This is a genomic window from Flagellimonas zhangzhouensis (genome assembly GCF_900102925.1).
Taxonomy (GTDB): domain Bacteria; phylum Bacteroidota; class Bacteroidia; order Flavobacteriales; family Flavobacteriaceae; genus Flagellimonas; species Flagellimonas zhangzhouensis.
This window is the reverse complement of record NZ_FNKI01000001.1, coordinates 332,994-351,116: the sequence shown is the minus strand read 5'-3', so window position 1 is coordinate 351,116 and position 18,123 is coordinate 332,994. Positions and strand designations below refer to the sequence as shown.

Sequence of the window (18,123 nt, the reverse complement as noted above, 5' to 3'; positions counted from 1 at the left end):
AAAGGCCACTCAATTTGAGTGGCCTTTTTTTATCTGTAAGATGGCATACTTTTATTTAGATCGCAAGTGCGATTGAAGATTTACCAATCTCCTCTAGACCTTCTGTTTTTAGGTCGATACCCTTTACTATTTTTTGTAAATACTCCAGTGAGCCATATAAAAATGGCGACTAGGGTAATGGATCCCGCCAAGTATATCATTTCAATTGGAATGCTCATATTACCAGTAAGTTACAAAATATTTTCAACTTTTTTATTGGAGTGCAACAAGATGCCACTCTTTATCACCTGACATATATACTTTAAGGGTGGTAAATCCTATGGCAGCATGTGCGGCCAAGGATCGCTTATTTTTTCCGTCCACTTCGGTGATTATGGTGTCAAATCCATCGGGTAGTTTTTCTTTCATAGTGAGATATAAATTCCTGAAAATCCCTTTTCCGCGATGACTTTTGGCTACACAGATTTGCCCCATGGCCATGTAATTTTTTTTACCAGTAATCACTTTATTGATTTCAACGAACATGGGTTGTAGTACTTTAATGGAGAGGGCAAATTTAGGATGCATGCATAAGGCATAACCAACTACTTGATCATCATCAACGGCAATAATGTGGCCACATACATCATTCATAGCCTTTAAAATATCCATGTCATGCTCTACGGTGAGAAAGCCTTCATTTAAACTTTCTTCAGCTGAAATGTTTTTGGGCAAATTACGCTGTTGAAGAGCCAGAATCTGTTCCAACTCCTCCAAGGTCTCCGCTTGTTTGTAGGTAATCATTTAATCCACTTTAAGCCAAGCTTTGCGTTGTTCCAGCATCTTTTTGGATGGTTCTTGATTTTTGTCCTCCATCAAGCTAAACACATAATCAGGACTTGGAGACAGTATTAAAGTAGTGGTCTTAGGCTCTCCAAATCTTGTGAATTTCACGCTCAATTCCTGACCAAGCTCGAATTTCTTAAGGTAATCCTCAAATTTTTCACCCTCGGTTAATGCAATATCGTTTAACGAAGTAATCACATCCCCTTGATCTAATCTAGCTTTATAAGCTGGACTTCCCATAACTGCATTGCGTACTACTTTGTAACCCTTATTATCGGGATTCATGGATACATAGGCCCCAAAATAAGGTTCAGCCTTTGGTTGCTCCAAAATAACCCCCATCGGCTCAATCAAAGTTTTATAATCGGGCATATTGCTTTTATAAATGAAATTCTCAAAAAAGCTGTCTCCGAATTTCTTACCTGCAAAATCATTTAATGAGGCATGTAAGTTTTCAACAGTATATGGATTTTCAGTTTTACCATATTTCTTCCAAACAAACGTCATAAAATCATCCAAATTGAGATTTTCTTCACGGAGGGATAAGTCCAAGGCCAACCCCAACACACTTCCATAGGAATAGTAAGATATAAAGGTGTTGTCTCTATTCACAGGATCTACCGAAGTAGCAGCATCCACAAAGGGTGCTTGGTAGCTCATTTCAATCACATTAAAAAACTGTCGAGCTGGAGAATTCCATACATAATTAAAAGTGCCTGCAAGACCCTCAACATATGCTTTTGGGGTAATTAAACCCGCTCTACAAAGAATCAAACTGGTATAATAACTGGTGAAACCTTCAGCAAACCAAAGTTCACCGCTCATATTGGCTTCTTCAAAATCGAAAGGCTCTAAACTTTTTGGACGGATACGTTCTACATTCCAAGCATGGAAAAACTCATGGGAAACGGTTCCAATATTGCGTTCCATACCTCCATTGGCCAAACTGCGGGTACTGGTCAAAATAGTCGAATTTCTATGTTCCATTCCATCACCTGAAGCGTTTGGAATGTAACAGGCCAAGAATGTGTAAGCATCATAATCAAAATCAGGAAGCTCACCATATACCTCTTTTTCGGCTAATACCACTTTCTTTACTTTTTCAAAATATTCATCAGCTTCTGCTTCCGTTCCATTATGGTGCAAAGCCAAATTGATGGTTTTTCCGTCAACTGTAAAAGAGCGAAGCATGTAATTGCTGATTTCCGTTGGGCTATCCATAAAATAGTACATGTTCGGAGCAGAAAACGTATTTCCAGAAACCTGTGGCAACTGTGTGGCCACTTTCCAATTTAAGTCCTCACGAAGATCAAATGTCACTTCTATTGCTCTATCAAATAAGGATGGAGCAAACATAAAAGTCGCGGGAATATTCAAATGGGCATGGGTTTCATCTACCTGAGAATAGGTTCCTCCTCCTCGGTTGGCGAACAAGATATATTCAATGTTTATGGTGCCATCATGACCAGAAACTTGCCACTCGTAAGGGTTTGGGCGGGTTACTTTTAAAACCTTGCCCTTGCTATCCGTAGCCTTAAATCCGTACAAATTTTTAGCAAATTCGTGCAGGGCATATCGCCCTGGAGAGGTTCTACTCATTCTAAAAGTTACCATATCCGAAGTCAAATCGGGGAATGTGGCTTTGATTACCGCTTCGTGATGCACTGCATTTTCAAAGGAGATCTGATAGGTATTCGTTTGAGCAGAAATGCACAAAACGGACAACAAAAAGAATATGGAGAACGTAAATTTCATTGCAATAGGTTTATGACGCACTAAGATAGGGCTTAAAAACAGGAAGTACTACATTTGTGTTAGGGAGAAATTCCCAGCGTTTTGCGAACCCTCAAAAAATATTTGGAAGGATGAAAACTGAATTTTACACTTTGGGAAGCTTTGAGTTTCCAGCGGATGCTGTAGTTATTAAAGGGAAACTAGAGGCGGAGGGCATCCCAGTTTTTTTAAGGGATGAAGCCACCATTAATTCAGACCCTTTGATCAGTGCGGCTTTGGGAGGAGTTAAACTTCAAGTGTACTCGAGTGACAGGGAACGGGCCAAGGAAATTTTTGATGAAGTTCGTAATTATGCAACAGATAATTTAGGCAACCCTGTTGTCTGCCCGAATTGTAAAGCAACCAAATCCGAAATATATTACTCAAGAAGTAATGTCTTCTATAAGCTGTTTCCATTCTTTGAGCCCAGAAAATACCAGTGTATGCAATGCAATTTTATTACCAAGCCCGCTAGATAAAATTATCTGTCACTGGAATTATTCGAGTCGTTGATAAATAAGACCTCGATCCACAGTTGCGATTAGGGTGTAATTATCTTTAAGGTAATTGTCGATATAGGCATTGAAATCCAATAATTTTTTATCGAAAATCTCCTTGCCCTCACGAGCTACCAGGATTTTGGGTTTCACAATTTCCATGATATAGTGCAATTCCTCCAATCCTGTTTCCCGAGGGTTTTGCATGTAGGGAAACAATTCTTCCCGTGTAATATTACTGGGATGGGTAGCTACTTTGGTGGGAGGGGATACGCCCAACACCCAATAGCCGATGTGATATTCCGTAAAGAATATGTTTTTAGTCTCTAGGTGGTTTTCCAAAATATATTGTGGAACTGTAAATCCTTCTCCATTAAAAAAAGTTCCTTTTTCCAATTTGTTCGAAATAATATTCGCGTACTCCAAGTATGATTCCATGGGAATCAAAAACAAAAGAATCACTACAATCGGCCTATACTTTTTGGAAAGTTCGGGCAGTTTGGAAATCGCGATGCCAATCGGAATCAAAATAAATGGGTAAAGTTGAATCAGGTAATGTCCATTAACTTTTCCAGTTTGCATAAACGATATAAGTACTCCAAGAATAATAACCGTTAGGATTTGAAGTGGTCTGGATTTCCAATCAATAATTTTAAGTCGAAATCCAGTTACGAGCAACCCTAAAATAATTACAAGAAAAGGCAGGGTCTTTAATGGAGAATGAAATTTCCCTTCGGAATAGGCCAATGGGGCCTCAAATATAGATGCCCACCAAATTTGGAGATTACCTTGTAAATAATAGGGTAATGCAGTCAGTGCAATGGTGAACACAAAACCAATTCCCATAAAAACAAGGTTTTTAAGAGTGGTTCTCAGCTGTTTTTTATAAAATCCTTCCCATAAAAAGTAAATTCCCAAACTCAAAACAGGGTATACCATGTTCAATTTGGTCATTACCGAAAGTCCAAACAAAAGTCCTGTGGTAAAGTACCATTTGGAGTCATCTTTTAGAAATAAAATAAAAAGACCCGCAACAAAAAAGAACGTGCAAATATGTTCGGACATTACTCCTTGCAGACTTCCAAAGAGACTTTGAAAACACACACAGAACAGTGCAACCCAAAAGGCAATTTTTTTGGAGCTAATTTTTGATGCAATGCTATAGGTGAACATTGATGTTAAGGCAACCAACAAGCTTCCAAAAAAACGGATAGCAATAAAACTCTTTCCAAAAATTTTAATGATGATGGCAAAAAATAAGAAAGTTACAGGTGGTTTTAAATCCCATAGTTGGGTATAGGGTAAAAATCCATTGGCCCAAGATTGCCCCATAATAATAAATGTACTTTCATCCCGATCTACATAGTCCCTAAAGAAAAATGGAAAACGAATGATCAAGGCAACCACAAATAAAATCAGGAAAACGGTTTTCCAATCAAGGTTTTTGTAGTTGGGAAAGGGGAATTTTTTAAGCACGTTTCGTTGGATTGTTTTGCCCATTACTTATCATTTGGCAATATATGTAAATTTGAATGTTTTGAGTGATTCTGTAGTCGCTGAAAAAGTATTTTGTAACAAAACTCAATTTTTGACTACCAATAAATGGAAAGTAGGACAAATCTTCGGAGCTTCTGGTTCACTCAGCTTAGAATTAGCAGTGTTGATGCTTAACCACCAGAGGCCAAAATCCATTCCGTTCGTCACTTACAAAACATTTCCAAAAACCATTAAAAAAGTCATGGTGAATGCTGTGGTCTTTGGTGGAAATGCTATGTCCATTTTGCTTTCAAAAAGATAACTTTAGTGCTATAAGAATTTCTGCACAAAGTCTTATCTTAACACCTAGTACCAACTTTAAATTTTATTACCATGGAAAATTGGTTTGCAGCTTTGACTGTGTTTGAAAAAGTCTATTGGATTGTTGCTATTGCTGGTTCAGCCATCCTTTTGGTTCTTGTAATTATGACCTTAATTGGAGGTGATGTGGATGATTTGGGAGATGTGGATACCGATATTGAGGCCGATACTGGAATCGATTTTCAATTTCTGTCCTTTAAAAACCTGATGGGCTTTTTTACCATTTTTGGTTGGTCTGGAATTGCATGTATCGAAAATGAATTGTCTACGGGACTTACTGTTATAATCTCAGTGGTATGTGGACTTTTAATGATGCTTGCGATGGCTTCACTTTTCTACTATTTGGCCAAATTACAGAGCAGTGGAACACTAAAATTATCCAATGCCGTAAATCAAATCGGAGAAGTCTACCTAACCATCGGAGCAAATCGTACTCGAATAGGAAAAGTTTCGGTTAATGTACAAGGTACTTTACGTGAGCTTTCGGCTCTAACGGACGAGGACCATGATTTGGTTCAAGGGAATGTTGTTAAGGTGCAAGAAGTAACCGATACAGGAATTTTGATTGTAAATCTTTTAAATAAATAACTACTATGCTAACACTACCATTACAAATGGCTGGAGGTGCCACATTGCTGGCCATCGGCTTCGCCATTCTATTTTTCTTTATCATAATTGTCTCTTTCATTCGGAGGTATAAAAGGTGTCCTTCAGACCGTATTCTTGTGGTTTACGGAAAGGTTGGGACTGGAAATTCAGCTAAATGTATTCATGGCGGGGCAGCCTTTGTTTGGCCTGTTATTCAAGACTATGAGTATTTAGATTTAACGCCCATTTCCATAGAGGTGGATTTAAAGAATGCACTGAGTAAACAAAATATTAGGGTAAACGTGCCTTCTAGATTCACCATAGGTATTTCTACGGAACCAGGTGTTATGCAAAATGCCGCTGAACGTTTGTTAGGCCTCGGATTGCCAGAAGTTCAAGATTTGGCCAAAGAAATTATTTTTGGTCAGCTTCGTTTGGTTGTGGCTTCCATGGATATTGAAGAAATTAATTCTGACAGGGATAAATTCCTTACCAATATTTCCCAAAGTGTGGAATCGGAATTGAAGAAAGTGGGTCTAAAATTGATCAACGTTAACATTACGGATATTGTTGATGAATCTGGCTATATCGAAGCTTTGGGTAAAGAAGCAGCGGCCCACGCCATCAACGCGGCAAGGAAATCCGTAGCAGAAAAAAACAGGGATGGTTCCATTGGTGAAGCCAATGCCAAACAAGATGAACGTACCCAAGTGGCTGCGGCGAACGCAAAAGCGGTAGAGGGTGAAAACATTGCCAAAATTGATGTAGCCAATTCAGATTCCTTAAGAAGGCAACGCGAAGCAGAAGCAGAAAGAACCGCAATCGCCTCTGAAAAAGTACAGGCAGCTAAAGCTTTGGAAGAGTCGTATTCTGCAGAACGAGATGCGGAAGTCGCAAGGGCTGAAAGAGAACGTAGCTCCCAAATGGCCGATATTGTGGTTCCAGCGCAAATTGACAAACAAAAAGTGGAAATTGAGGCTGAAGCCGAAGCAGAAATGATTCGAAGAAGAGCCAAAGGAGAGGCCGATGCAATTCTATTCAAAGCTCAAGCAGAGGCAAAAGGTATTTTTGAGGTATTGACTAAACAGGCCGAAGGTTTGGATAAAATTGTTCAAGCTGCGGGTAATAGCCCAAAGGATGCGGTACTCTTGTTGATTGCTGATAAATTGCCAGAACTGGTTGAAAAACAAGCAGAGGCCATCAAAAATATCAAAATTGATAAGGTTACTGTTTGGGATTCTGGAAATAGTAAAGACGGAAAGAATTCTACAGCAAACTTTATTTCTGGCATGTACAAATCCGTGCCGCCATTGCAAGAAATGTTCAACATGGCAGGAATGGAGTTGCCAGAATACTTAAAAGGAAAGGACCAGAGCGACAAACAAAGCGCATTTAAGGAGGAAATAGATACTCAAGAGACCTCGGAAGAGGAATAGTTTATAGAATTCATCTAATAAAGAGACCATTTTAAATGGTCTCTTTTTATTTTAAGCAGCCACTAACTGGTACGCTTGTTTTAACTTTTCAATTACGATTTTAAGTTCTCCCTCGTTTAAATTCCCATAACCAAAACGTATGGCGCAAGTATTTTTATCTTGATAAAGTATGGTTTTTGGAAGGAACAAATCCAGTTTTTCAGCTTCTTCGGCCAGTTTTAATAAGGATATGGGTTTTTTAAATCGCAACCACATGGCAAGTCCACCAGAAGGCATTTGCCATTGAAGGATGTTGTCAAAATGTTCTTCTAAAAGAGCGCATAGAGCATCCCTACGTTGTTTGTAGGTTACTATGTTTTTTTTCTTGAGCCGATATATTTCGCCTTCGGATATCAGTTCCGAAAGCATTTGTTCTTGTATGAGGTCTCCTTGGGTATCCAATAATTGCAAGTAATTATTGGCTTCTGTAATTACTTGTTCTGGTGCCACAACAAACCCCGTATGAAAACTTGGAAATAGGGACTGCCCCAGTTTACCCAAGTAAATAATATTTCCATTGGCATCTGCACTTGCCATGGGCAACATGGAAGACCCTTCAAACTGAAAATCATGGTCAAAATCGTCCTCGATTATGGCAAAACCATGGATTTTGGCCAATTCCAATAATTGCAGCCTTCTTTTGGTGCTCAGTGTTGTGGTTGTAGGATAGTCCCTGTTGGAACAAACATAAATGCAACGAATTTGTTCATGTATCAAATGCTTTTGTAAATAACCAATGTCCAATCCCTCATCATCAACAGGTACTGTTTTTATTTTTGCCCCAGCTTGTTGAAATATCATGTTGGCCACATAATTACTGAGTTGTCCAACCAACACCAAATCGCCTGGATTAATCAATACCTGCGAAACGATATACAGGCTCATTTCCGTACTGCGGGTATTCAATAAATGGGTAGGTTTTATATGAAATCCCCTGGTGGCATTTAAGTAATTGCAAAGTTGCGTGCTAAAAATAGAAGGTGCCAAAGCACTGGTTCTATTCCATTTATTGATCAAAGGCTTTCGTTTCATAGCAGCACTGTACCACCTAGAAAATTGGTGAACAGGATGTAATCTTAAATCGGGCTTACCATCATTTATGGAATATTTAGCAGAGGTCTCCTCTTTGGTTGATGCCAGATTAAAGGATTGTTGGAACGGAAATCCTGGAGTTTTTGGATGCTCGTAAACTTGATTGATAGTTTGTGTGGTGGCTTTGATTTTAACTTTGGAATCTTCTGGAACTACCACAAAAGTTCCTTTGTTGGGTATGATGTTTACCCAACCCTGCGAGGACAATTCATCATAAATGGCGACAGCTGTATTGCGATGAACGTTCAACAACTCACTTAAACCCCGTGTTCCAGGTAACTTACTGCCTTTTTCCAGATAACCACGTTGAATGGCGTTGGTGATCTGTTGTGCCACCTGTACGTATACAGGTTGTGCAATAGACTTATCTATAGATATTAGTTTGACCAATAAATCCAATACCGGACTACTCATTGTTTTAAAACTGGACTAGTTTAATCGTCCGGAAAGTTAGGACTTTTGCAGCATAAAATTAATTGACTTAAAAACTTGCCTTTTAGAAGCTTAGATAATGAAGAAATCAATTTTATTTTCTGCGATATTACTTGCAGTTGCTTTTCAGGTACAAGCACAACAGGATGATGATGCTATAAAAGTAGACTCGTTAAGTGAAGTTGTGGTGACCGCAAACCGAATCAACCTTCCTTTCAAGGAAAATTCAAGAACCATAAACATTATCACTTCCAATGCTATTAAAAATAGTGCTGCTGTGAATGTGGTAGATCTGTTACAACAAGTTGCAGGTGTAGATATTAGAAGACGTGGTACAGGTGGTAGCCAAGCAGATTTGTATATAAGAGGTGGTGGTTTTGACCAAACCTTATTATTGATAGATGGGATTAAAATGGACGATGCACAAACGGGTCACCACACCTTGAACGCAGCCTTGCCATTGGAGGTTATAGAAAGAATAGAAATTATTAAAGGTCCTGCAGCTCGGGTTTTTGGACAAAATGCATTTGCTGGTGCAATCAATATTATTACCAAGAAGGATTTGGATAATGCTGTTTCTTTAAATGTAGAAGCAGGTTCTTTTGGACAATTGAATGGAAGTGCAACTGCTGGCATCGATACAGAAAACTCGACGCATATATTACATGTGGGAAGGATGACTTCTGAGGGATATAGAGATAACTCAGATTACGATAATAGCAATTACTATCTAAAGAGTATTTTCAATAAAAATGCGCAGCCTATAGAAATGACGGCTACTTTCTTGGAGCGTAATTTTGGTGCTGAGAATTTTTATACCACCAACCCTACATTTCATGAGTACGAAGAAACCCAAAACAGCCTTTTGGCATTTTCTACCACCTTTAAGAAAAACAAGCTAAAAATACAGCCAAGAGTCTATTGGAAGCGGAATCAAGATCTGTTTCTATTGAGGCGAGATGAACCAGATTTTTATAGGAACATGCATATTTCTAATAAAATAGGTGTGGAAACCAATGCATCTTACGCCTCTAAATTGGGAATTACTGGATTTGGGGTAGAGTTTTCTGAGATCTATCTAAGAAGTAACAATCTAGGCAGCCGAAACCGTTTCATGTCCAATGTGTTTTTGGAGCACCGTTTTAGTATAGCAGATAACAAGTTGGATATTACCCCAGGCGTGGCGCTAACGTATTTTTCAGACTTTAAGTTTAAAGCATTCCCTGGTTTGGATATAGGGTATAACCTCTCCAATTCGTTTAAAGCATATGGTAATATTGGATATACCTACCGCGTGCCGACGTATACAGATCTGTTCTATAACGACCCAGTTACCAGTGGAAATCCAGATTTGGAGCCAGAGGAAGCTTTTGCGCAAGAACTGGGCCTAAAGTATACCACTCCTAAATTTAATGCCAGCGTTGCCATTTTTAATAGAGACGCAGACAATCTAATAGATTATATTAGAAATGATGTTTCTGAAGATGTCTTTGTTGCAACAAACATTACGGAAGTAAATACCAAAGGTTTGGAGCTGGATGCTGCCTATAATTTTAAGTTCAAAGACTTTACGCAAACCTTAAGTGTAGGCTATGCGTTTTTAGATGACAATATTTTAGATCAAAACGAAGAATTGTCCCGTTACTCATTAAACACGCTAAAACACCAATATACCACGCGCCTAAGCACGCAATTGTTCAAAAATGTACGTCAAAACATAATTTATAAGTATGCAGAACGTACTACGGGACAAACCTATAATGTTTGGGATGCATCGTTGGCGGTTAAAGTGAAACAGGCGGAATTTACCATTACTGCAAGTAATATTTTCGATGCAGATTACATTGAGTCTGGCTTTATACCTATGCCGCCAAGTAATGTGCTATTTGGTTTGAGATATAGTTTTCAATAAAACGAAACAGCAAAACAAAAGGGGAGTTTAATGTTCAAAGAATAAGGTTTAGATAAACATTTTAAAACCTTTTATTAATTTAGTGAATTCAAACTCCTTGAAATCTTGAAGCTGAACCTTGAACAGATACCTCGGGAAAAAACCTTGACCAAAAAGGATTTTCTTAAAAAATATTTCAAGCCCCAGAAGCCAGTAGTTATTGAGCGCTTTATTGAGGATTGGCCTGCATATTCCAAATGGAACTTGGATTATATGAAGGAAATTGCTGGGGATAAACAAGTGCCATTGTATGACGACCGCCCTGTTAAACACGATGAGGGCTTCAACGAACCGCATGCACAAATGAAGATGTCGGAATATGTGGATTTGCTTAAAAGCGGTCCAACCAAATACCGAATATTTCTTTGGAATGTGTTAAAAGAGGTGCCACAATTACAAAAGGACTACACTTATCCTGATTTTGGTTTAAGGCTGATGAAAGGATTGCCCATGCTCTTTTTCGGAGGGGAGGATTCCCATACATTCATGCACTACGATATTGATTTGGCCAATATTTTTCATTTTCATTTTGAAGGAAAGAAACAGTGTATTCTGTTTTCACAGGACGAGACCAAATTCTTGTACAAGATTCCACATTCTTTAATAACCAGGGAGGATATTGATTTTGCAGAACCCGATTTGGAAAAATGGCCAGCACTTTCAAAGGCAAAAGGACACATCACTCATTTAGAGCATGGTAACGTGCTGTATATTCCCGAAGGCTATTGGCACCACATGAAGTACATCACTCCAGGATTTTCCATGAGTTTACGTGCCATTGCCAGAAAGCCCAAGAACTTTAGCAAAGCGGTCTACAATATTTTTGTGATGCGCCACTTTGATAATCTTATGCGCAGAATAAAAGGGCAGGAGTGGATTGATTGGAAAAATGAGCAAGCGATTTTGCGTACCCAAAAGTTGTTGGTGCAAGACTGATCAACGAATCAACTCATTGATTTTATCGTACACCAAATGATTTTCCCAACCACGATACAGGAGATAATCAGCTAGTTTCTTCTTTTTTTTGAGTGGGTTGGTTTCTGTGATTTGCTCCAGACGCTTTTTGGAAAGTTCATCTAAGTTGGTCAAATATTCCGCTTCTTCAATTTCTTTAAGGCCACTTTTTATGTTGAAAGCAGTAATATCTCTCATTTTAAGCTCTCGAACTATGCGGTTTTTGCCCCATTTTTTAACTCGGAATTTTCCCCGCGTAAAACTTTTGGCAAAGCGTTCTTCGTTCAAATAGTTTTCCTTGATAAGATGACCCACAATCTGATCAATGGCCTCGGGAATCATGCGCATTCCCTTTAATTTTTGAACTACTTCTTGGTGACAACGTTCTTGATAGGCGCAGTAGTGCTCCAGTTTTTTGGTCGCTTCGGTAAGGGTGTAAGTTTTGGTAAACTGCATATTTCAAAAGTACATAAAACAAAAAAGCGACCCCATTGCTGGAGTCGCTTTCTATATGTATTAAGGAGTTAGGGTTTTGCCATCCTTATCCTTAAAACGGTATTCAAGGTAAGTGTAGGCGTCCCTAGGTTGGATTTTAATCCACTTTTTGTAGGTTTTAAACCATTTGGAACGAATAGATGGAAATCCTTTGGTAAGGTATGCTGCAATAAATGGATGAATATTCAAAATTACTCCATTGTTGGCATTCTTTCCTTTTAGGATTCGCTCTAAATCTGCTTGGATCTTATCGATCAAAACAATCGGAGCTTCCACTTCGGCACCTGAAGCATTATTTGGGTTTTCTTCGCTGGTTTTGATATTCATTTCAGGACGTACTCTTTGTCTGGTAATCTGAACCAGTCCAAACTTACTAGGTGGCAAAATCTTATGTTTTGCCCGATCGTCCTTCATTTCATCGCGTAAGTGATCAAAGAGTTTTCTTCTGTGTTCACCACGGGTCATATCAATAAAATCCACTACGATGATTCCTCCCATGTCACGCAATCGCAATTGTCTTGCAATTTCGGATGCGGCCAATAGGTTTACTTCCAATGCGGTATCTTCTTGGTTCTTGGCCTTGTTGGAGCGGTTACCACTGTTCACGTCAATTACGTGAAGCGCTTCAGTATGCTCAATAACAAGGTATGCCCCTCGGCTCATAGATGCAGTACGACCAAAAGATGTTTTGATCTGTCGCTCAATACCGAATTTTTCAAAAATAGGGGCCGAACCGGTGTATTGCTTTACAATGGATTCTTTATCGGGTGCAATTTCATGCACATAATCCTTAATTTGATTGTAAAGTGTTTCATCATCAACATGAATTCCGGTAAAGGAGTCGTTGAACACATCCCTAAGGATGGATGATGCCCTGTTCAATTCCATCATCACTTTTGATGGATGGGGCGCTTTGTGCAATTTTTTGCACATGTTGGTCCATTTGGACAACAAGTTCTGAAGATCTTTGTCCAGTTCTGCAACCTTTTTGCCTTCTGCAACGGTACGGATAATTACACCAAATCCTTTGGGCTTAATACTTCTTACAAGTCTAATAAGTCTATCTTTTTCCTCTTTGCTCGCTATCTTTTGAGATACCGAGACTCTGTCGGAAAATGGGACCATGACCAAATAACGTCCGGCAATGGATAGCTCGGAACTGATTCTTGGGCCCTTAGTGGAAATGGGTTCTTTTACAATTTGTACCAGTAATGACTGATTGGCTTTTAACACATCGTTGATGGTGCCATTCTTGTCAATGTCTTTTTCAAATGGAAAGTCCTTTAAGGCAAAATCTTTTTGTTTGCCCATTCTAACTTTTTTGATAAATTTCAACATGGAGGACAGTTGCGGACCAAGGTCATGGTAATGCAGGAACGCATCTTTCTCATAACCTACGTTGACAAATGCCGCGTTAAGTCCAGTAACGGGTTTTCTTATCTTGGCTAGGAAGATATCCCCTACTGTAAAATTGTTGTTGTCCTCTTCCTTGTGTAATTCGGTGAGCTTTCCATCCTTTAATAAGGCAAAATCGACTGCTTCTGGTGTAGATCTTACTATTAATTCTCTATTCACCTGAATCGATTTTATTTGCACCTATATAATAGGAACAAATGATTAAACAATATATGTATCGGTTGTTTTTCGAACCGACTGAAATTCAAATTCTTAGAATCTCTATGTCAAAGAACGTTTACATGCAAAACGAAAAAGTAGTTGAAACAACTACTTTTTCTTGTGTCGGTTAGCTCTTCTGCGCTTTTTACGCTTGTGGGTAGCTACCTTGTGTCTTTTTCTTTTCTTACCACTCGGCATAATACTCTTCCTTTAGTGTTGTTAATTATGTTATTTTACCTGTACGTTTGTTTTTACACCTTCAACAAAAACTTTTGCCGGTTTGAAGGCAGGAATATTGTGTGCGGGGATTTTGATGGTAGTGTTCTTTGAAATGTTTCTACCTGTTTTTTCGGCTCTGGTTTTAATGATAAAACTACCAAAACCTCTTAAATAAACATTGTCTCCATTCTCCAAGCTAGTTTTCACTTCTTCCATAAAAGATTCAACAGTCGCTTGAACGTCTCCTTTTTCAATACCTAATTTCTCTGAGATCTTAGTTACAATATCTGCTTTCGTCATTTCGTCTAAATATTTTTCTAATTTTTTTCGGCTTGCAAATATAAACATTAAAATTAATCTTTCGGTTTAACCCTTTAATTTTAAGTATTTAAACTGATACTTTTGGGCTGTAGTATTTTAGCATATGACTTTTTCCCAGAAAATCTTAACCTGGTACCATATAAATAAACGGGATTTGCCGTGGAGAAAAACCCGCGACCCATATAAAATTTGGCTTTCGGAAATCATGCTGCAACAAACCCGAGTAGCTCAGGGAATGCCCTATTATCACAGGTTTGTAGAAGCTTTTCCAAAAGTGGGGGATCTTGCCAATGCCTCAGAGGAACAGGTGTTAAAGCTGTGGCAAGGGCTTGGTTATTATTCGCGGGCAAGGAACCTGCATGCCACGGCAAAAATGGTTGCAAACGACTATCAAGGTGAATTTCCCAACACCTATAAAGGGTTAAAATCCTTAAAAGGAGTTGGGGATTATACGGCAAGTGCCATTGCTTCTTTCTGTTTTGATCTTCCAGAACCTGTTGTGGATGGAAATGTGTACCGAGTTTTGTCTCGATATTTTGATGTAGATCTACCTATCAACAGCACAGAAGGCATCAAATATTTCAAAGAATTGGCTCGCGAAGTCATGGATTCCGAAAATATTCGGGACTACAATCAAGGTATTATGGAGTTTGGAGCGATACAATGCGCACCAAAAAATCCAGATTGCGAATCCTGTCCATTAAATGAAAGTTGTTTGGCTTTGCAGCAAAATAAAGTTGCCCAATTACCTGTAAAATTGAACAAGACCAAAATCCGAAATCGCTACTTTAATTATATAGTGTTGTTGGATGATGATCAAAATACAATTCTGGAACAACGAAAGGGCAAGGGGATTTGGCAAAACCTGTATCAATTTCCTTTGATTGAATCGGAAAAAACAATTCAACTGAATGATTTGGAAGAAGCATTAATTGAAAAATCCGAGCTTCCGAAAACAGAATCTTTATCCTTATATAATAAGGAACCCATCGTTCACAAATTATCACATCAACATTTGCATACCCAATTTTGGGTGGCAAAAACCTCGCAACAAATTGAAAATGGAATTCCATGGGGGAAAATTGACACCTTTCCCGTACCAGTTTTGGTCGCAGATTTCATTAAGACATTGAAAATTTAGTACTTTTGATTAATTAAAGAGATATGAGCGGAACATTAAACAAAGTAATGCTGATCGGGCATTTGGGCGACGAAGTTAAAGTACACTATTTTGAAGGCGGAGGATGTATAGGTAGATTTCCTTTGGCCACTAACGAAACCTATACTAATAGGCAGACTGGCGAAAAGGTGACCAATACGGATTGGCACAACATTGTAGTACGAAACAAAGCCGCAGAAATTTGCGAAAAATATCTCAGCAAGGGGGATAAGATTTATGTAGAAGGAAGGTTAAAAAACAGACAATGGCAGGGTGAAGATGGAAATACCAGATACACCACCGAAGTACATGTGCAAGACTTTACCTTTTTAACCAATAAGAATGAAAGTGGAGGCTACCAGCAATCTGGAGGTCAACCGCAAAGTCAACCTACACAACAACAACCAACTGGTTCGCCAGCTCCTGTTCAAGATTTTGAAGAGGAAGATGACGACCTACCATTCTAAAAACAAAGTTTAAAGCAATTCAATTTGGATCCCGAGCCCCATTGTTTGGCGTTAATGTTTACAACGTTTAGTGGCATATTCACTATAAAAGTTATTGTGCTTATATTTCTTTTGGCTGGTTCAGCATTGATTTCTGCCGCCGAAGTAGCCATGTTTGGCCTTTCTCAAACCGATCTCAACGAAATGGAGGAAGGCGATTCTCCCCGTGGCAAGCTAATTGTTCAACTTTTAGAGAAACCCAAAAAATTACTGGCGACTATACTTATTGCCAACAATGCCATTAATATTGGAATTGTATTGTTGTTCAGTAGTATCGGCAATACCCTTTTTGAAGGTATTGAAGGACCTTGGCGTTTTCTACTGGAAGTAGTGGTGGCTACCTTTCTTATTTTAATGTTCGGTGAAATTCTTCCAAAGATCTATGCGAACAGGAACAGGGTACAATTTGCGCAAACCATGGCATTGCCTCTAAAAGGATTGAATTGGTTGTTCACACCTTTGAGCTCCCCAATGCGTTCGGCTACCTTATATATGGAAGACAAATTGGGCAAGAAAAAGTCCAATTTGAGCATCAACCACCTTTCTCAAGCATTGGAACTGGCCTCCGAAGGAGATACCACCAAGGAAGAGCAGAAAATATTGGAAGGTATCGTAACCTTTGGTAACACAGATACGAAACAGGTGATGCGCCCCCGAATCGACATTTTTGCCCTCAACGAGAACATGAAGTTTCCAGAGGTGATGGAAGAAATCAAAAAGAATGGCTACTCCAGAATTCCAGTATTCTCTGAAAATATGGACAACGTTTTAGGCGTTCTATATGTGAAGGACCTATTGCCCTATATCGACCGAAAGAGTTTTAACTGGATGTCCTTGATTCGTGAACCTTATTTTGTGCCCGAGAACAAAAAGTTGGATGATCTTTTGTTGGAATTTCAAGATAAAAAGAACCATTTGGCCGTGGTGGTGGATGAATATGGAGGTACCTCGGGGATTGTAACCTTGGAAGACATCATTGAGGAAATTGTTGGGGATATTAGTGATGAGTTTGATGATGAGGACCTGATTTTTTCCAAATTGGACGATTACAACTATGTTTTTGATGGCAAAACAGCCCTGAAAGATTTTTACCGCGTGGTGAAAATTGAGGACGATGAACTCTTCGAAAGTAAAAAAGGAGAGTCGGAAACCATTGCAGGCTTTGTACTCGAAATTTCAGGAAGTTTCCCCAAAGTAGGTGAAAAGGTCCTGTTCAAAGACTATCAGTTTATCGTGGAAAGCATGGATAAAAAAAGATTGAAACGCGTTAAAGTAACATTGCCCCATGAAGCATAGCATTTTATTCTACATCGTATTGGCAGTATTGTTCACCAGTTGTAAAGATGAAGTATTGCCCAAACCAAAGGCTATGCTAAAATTGGAATATCCTACTGCGGAATATCAAATAGCAGGTGAGGATTGTATTTATACGTTTGATCAAAATACCCTTTCTGTTTTAAAGGAAAATAAGGAGTGTTCTTTGGTTTTGGATTATCCCATGATGAAGGGATCCATTTACCTTACCTATAAACCCGTGAACAATAATCTGGATACCTTACTTATTGATGCTCAAAAATTATCCTACGAACATGTGGTAAAGGCTGATAATATTGTAGAGCAACCCTTTATCAATCAAGATAATGGTGTGTACGGTATGTTTTATGAGGTTAGTGGAAATGCGGCTTCCCAATCACAGTTTTACGTAACGGATAGCACAAACCATTTTGTAACAGGTTCGTTGTATTTCTATGCAAAACCCAATTACGACTCTATTTTGCCAGCAGCCATGTACTTGCAAAATGACATCCGAAGAATTATGGAAAGTTTACGTTGGAAAAAGTAATTACTCTACCTTGGCTTCAGCCAATAAGGATTCGGCTCTTTCAATACTTCCGTTGATTTTATCGGCAACCACATTTACTTTTTCTTCCTCTACATCCAGCAATTCTAATTGTTCAGGTGTGAGTGGTTCTCCTTTCATAGTTTGACCATAATCGAAAGTAGTACCGAAATCTTTCATCCAATCCATCATGGATTTATGGGCATCCTGAAGGTCTTTCATGGCCACATCATATTTTTGACCTACTTCGGTGGTATCAACCATTGGCTTTAACTTTCCAACAAGTTTGCCAATTGTACTCATTTTGGGCATTACCTCATCGTGAATTGCAATTATTTTTTTCATTTGGGCAACCCCTTCATTTTCCTTTTTTGGGTCTTCTTTACAGGAAAAACCAATTAAAAGTGAAGAGATAAATAGTAGGGATATGAATTTGCGCATGATCAAAAATTTGAACACAAAAATACGTATGAAAAGTTTGGGCAGAAAATAACAGAAGTTTAAAAAGTATTAATAATAGGT

18 protein-coding genes are annotated in these 18,123 nt (G+C 38.7%); 10 read left to right on the top strand and 8 right to left on the bottom strand.

What is annotated here, in order from left to right; genetic code table 11:
* Positions 1-252 precede the first annotated feature (252 nt).
* The gene (locus BLQ18_RS01500; protein ID WP_090291956.1) at positions 253-783 is read right to left on the bottom strand and encodes a GNAT family N-acetyltransferase; all 531 of its coding nucleotides are present in this window, start codon (positions 781-783) and stop codon (positions 253-255) included.
* Positions 784-2,580 carry a M61 family metallopeptidase gene (locus BLQ18_RS01495; RefSeq protein WP_090291954.1) on the bottom strand — a complete coding sequence of 599 codons (1,797 nt, stop codon included), beginning with the start codon at positions 2,578-2,580 and terminating at the stop codon, positions 784-786.
* A 110-nt stretch (positions 2,581-2,690) separates the two neighbouring features.
* Here BLQ18_RS01495 and BLQ18_RS01490 point away from each other — a divergent pair, with 110 nt between their 5' ends.
* Complete coding sequence (locus BLQ18_RS01490; RefSeq protein WP_090291952.1) at positions 2,691-3,077, top strand: putative signal transducing protein; 387 nt, start codon at positions 2,691-2,693, stop codon at positions 3,075-3,077.
* A gap of 18 nt (positions 3,078-3,095) precedes the next feature.
* On the opposite strand, the gene BLQ18_RS01485 is transcribed toward BLQ18_RS01490, so the two are convergent.
* Entirely contained in the window at positions 3,096-4,595 is a 1,500-nt protein-coding gene (locus tag BLQ18_RS01485) for an ArnT family glycosyltransferase (RefSeq protein ID WP_090291949.1), read from the bottom strand.
* A gap of 88 nt (positions 4,596-4,683) precedes the next feature.
* Here BLQ18_RS01485 and BLQ18_RS01480 point away from each other — a divergent pair, with 88 nt between their 5' ends.
* The 3 genes from BLQ18_RS01480 to BLQ18_RS01470 all read left to right on the top strand — a co-directional run bounded on the left by BLQ18_RS01480 (position 4,684) and on the right by BLQ18_RS01470 (position 6,976).
* On the top strand, positions 4,684-4,893 hold the full coding sequence (locus BLQ18_RS01480; protein WP_139150347.1) for a hypothetical protein: 210 nt from the start codon (positions 4,684-4,686) through the stop codon (positions 4,891-4,893).
* Between the two features lie 71 nt (positions 4,894-4,964).
* Positions 4,965-5,540, top strand: coding sequence for a hypothetical protein (locus BLQ18_RS01475; protein ID WP_090291944.1), 576 nt, complete (start codon positions 4,965-4,967; stop codon positions 5,538-5,540).
* 5 nt (positions 5,541-5,545) lie between these two features.
* Positions 5,546-6,976: a flotillin family protein gene (locus BLQ18_RS01470; protein WP_090291942.1), complete on the top strand. Its 1,431-nt coding sequence runs from the start codon at positions 5,546-5,548 to the stop codon at positions 6,974-6,976.
* A gap of 51 nt (positions 6,977-7,027) precedes the next feature.
* On the opposite strand, the gene BLQ18_RS01465 is transcribed toward BLQ18_RS01470, so the two are convergent.
* The gene (locus tag BLQ18_RS01465; protein ID WP_090291941.1) at positions 7,028-8,521 is read right to left on the bottom strand and encodes an aminotransferase-like domain-containing protein; all 1,494 of its coding nucleotides are present in this window, start codon (positions 8,519-8,521) and stop codon (positions 7,028-7,030) included.
* A 97-nt stretch (positions 8,522-8,618) separates the two neighbouring features.
* On the opposite strand from BLQ18_RS01465, the gene BLQ18_RS01460 reads away from it, so the two are divergent.
* A complete protein-coding gene (locus tag BLQ18_RS01460; RefSeq protein ID WP_090291939.1) occupies positions 8,619-10,451 on the top strand; it encodes a TonB-dependent receptor plug domain-containing protein in 1,833 nt (610 codons plus the stop codon).
* 105 nt (positions 10,452-10,556) lie between these two features.
* Positions 10,557-11,426, top strand: a complete 870-nt coding sequence (locus tag BLQ18_RS01455; RefSeq protein WP_090291937.1) for a cupin-like domain-containing protein — start codon at positions 10,557-10,559, stop codon at positions 11,424-11,426.
* Here the strand turns inward: BLQ18_RS01455 and BLQ18_RS01450 are convergent, their stop codons facing one another.
* The 3 genes from BLQ18_RS01450 to BLQ18_RS01440 all read right to left on the bottom strand — a co-directional run bounded on the left by BLQ18_RS01450 (position 11,427) and on the right by BLQ18_RS01440 (position 14,075).
* Positions 11,427-11,900, bottom strand: coding sequence for a regulatory protein RecX (locus tag BLQ18_RS01450; RefSeq protein WP_090291934.1), 474 nt, complete (start codon positions 11,898-11,900; stop codon positions 11,427-11,429).
* Positions 11,901-11,960: 60 nt separating this feature from the next.
* The gene (locus BLQ18_RS01445; protein ID WP_090293624.1) at positions 11,961-13,514 is read right to left on the bottom strand and encodes an Rne/Rng family ribonuclease; all 1,554 of its coding nucleotides are present in this window, start codon (positions 13,512-13,514) and stop codon (positions 11,961-11,963) included.
* 270 nt (positions 13,515-13,784) lie between these two features.
* Complete coding sequence (locus BLQ18_RS01440; RefSeq protein WP_090293623.1) at positions 13,785-14,075, bottom strand: HU family DNA-binding protein; 291 nt, start codon at positions 14,073-14,075, stop codon at positions 13,785-13,787.
* Positions 14,076-14,199: 124 nt separating this feature from the next.
* Here BLQ18_RS01440 and mutY point away from each other — a divergent pair, with 124 nt between their 5' ends.
* From mutY to gldD, 4 genes are read left to right on the top strand one after another with little or no spacing between them, the layout of a single operon-like run.
* Positions 14,200-15,237 (top strand): A/G-specific adenine glycosylase, encoded by a 1,038-nt coding sequence (gene mutY, locus BLQ18_RS01435; protein WP_090291933.1) that lies wholly within the window; start codon positions 14,200-14,202, stop codon positions 15,235-15,237.
* A gap of 23 nt (positions 15,238-15,260) precedes the next feature.
* Positions 15,261-15,722, top strand: a complete 462-nt coding sequence (locus tag BLQ18_RS01430; RefSeq protein ID WP_090291931.1) for a single-stranded DNA-binding protein — start codon at positions 15,261-15,263, stop codon at positions 15,720-15,722.
* A 24-nt stretch (positions 15,723-15,746) separates the two neighbouring features.
* Positions 15,747-17,057 carry a gliding motility-associated protein GldE gene (locus BLQ18_RS01425; protein ID WP_417935090.1) on the top strand — a complete coding sequence of 437 codons (1,311 nt, stop codon included), beginning with the start codon at positions 15,747-15,749 and terminating at the stop codon, positions 17,055-17,057.
* Entirely contained in the window at positions 17,047-17,604 is a 558-nt protein-coding gene (gene gldD / locus BLQ18_RS01420; protein WP_090291928.1) for a gliding motility lipoprotein GldD, read from the top strand. Before BLQ18_RS01425 ends, gldD begins: the two co-directional genes overlap by 11 nt.
* On the opposite strand, the gene BLQ18_RS01415 is transcribed toward gldD, so the two are convergent.
* Positions 17,605-18,042 carry a hypothetical protein gene (locus BLQ18_RS01415; protein WP_090291926.1) on the bottom strand — a complete coding sequence of 146 codons (438 nt, stop codon included), beginning with the start codon at positions 18,040-18,042 and terminating at the stop codon, positions 17,605-17,607.
* Between the last annotated feature and the right edge of the window lie 81 nt (positions 18,043-18,123).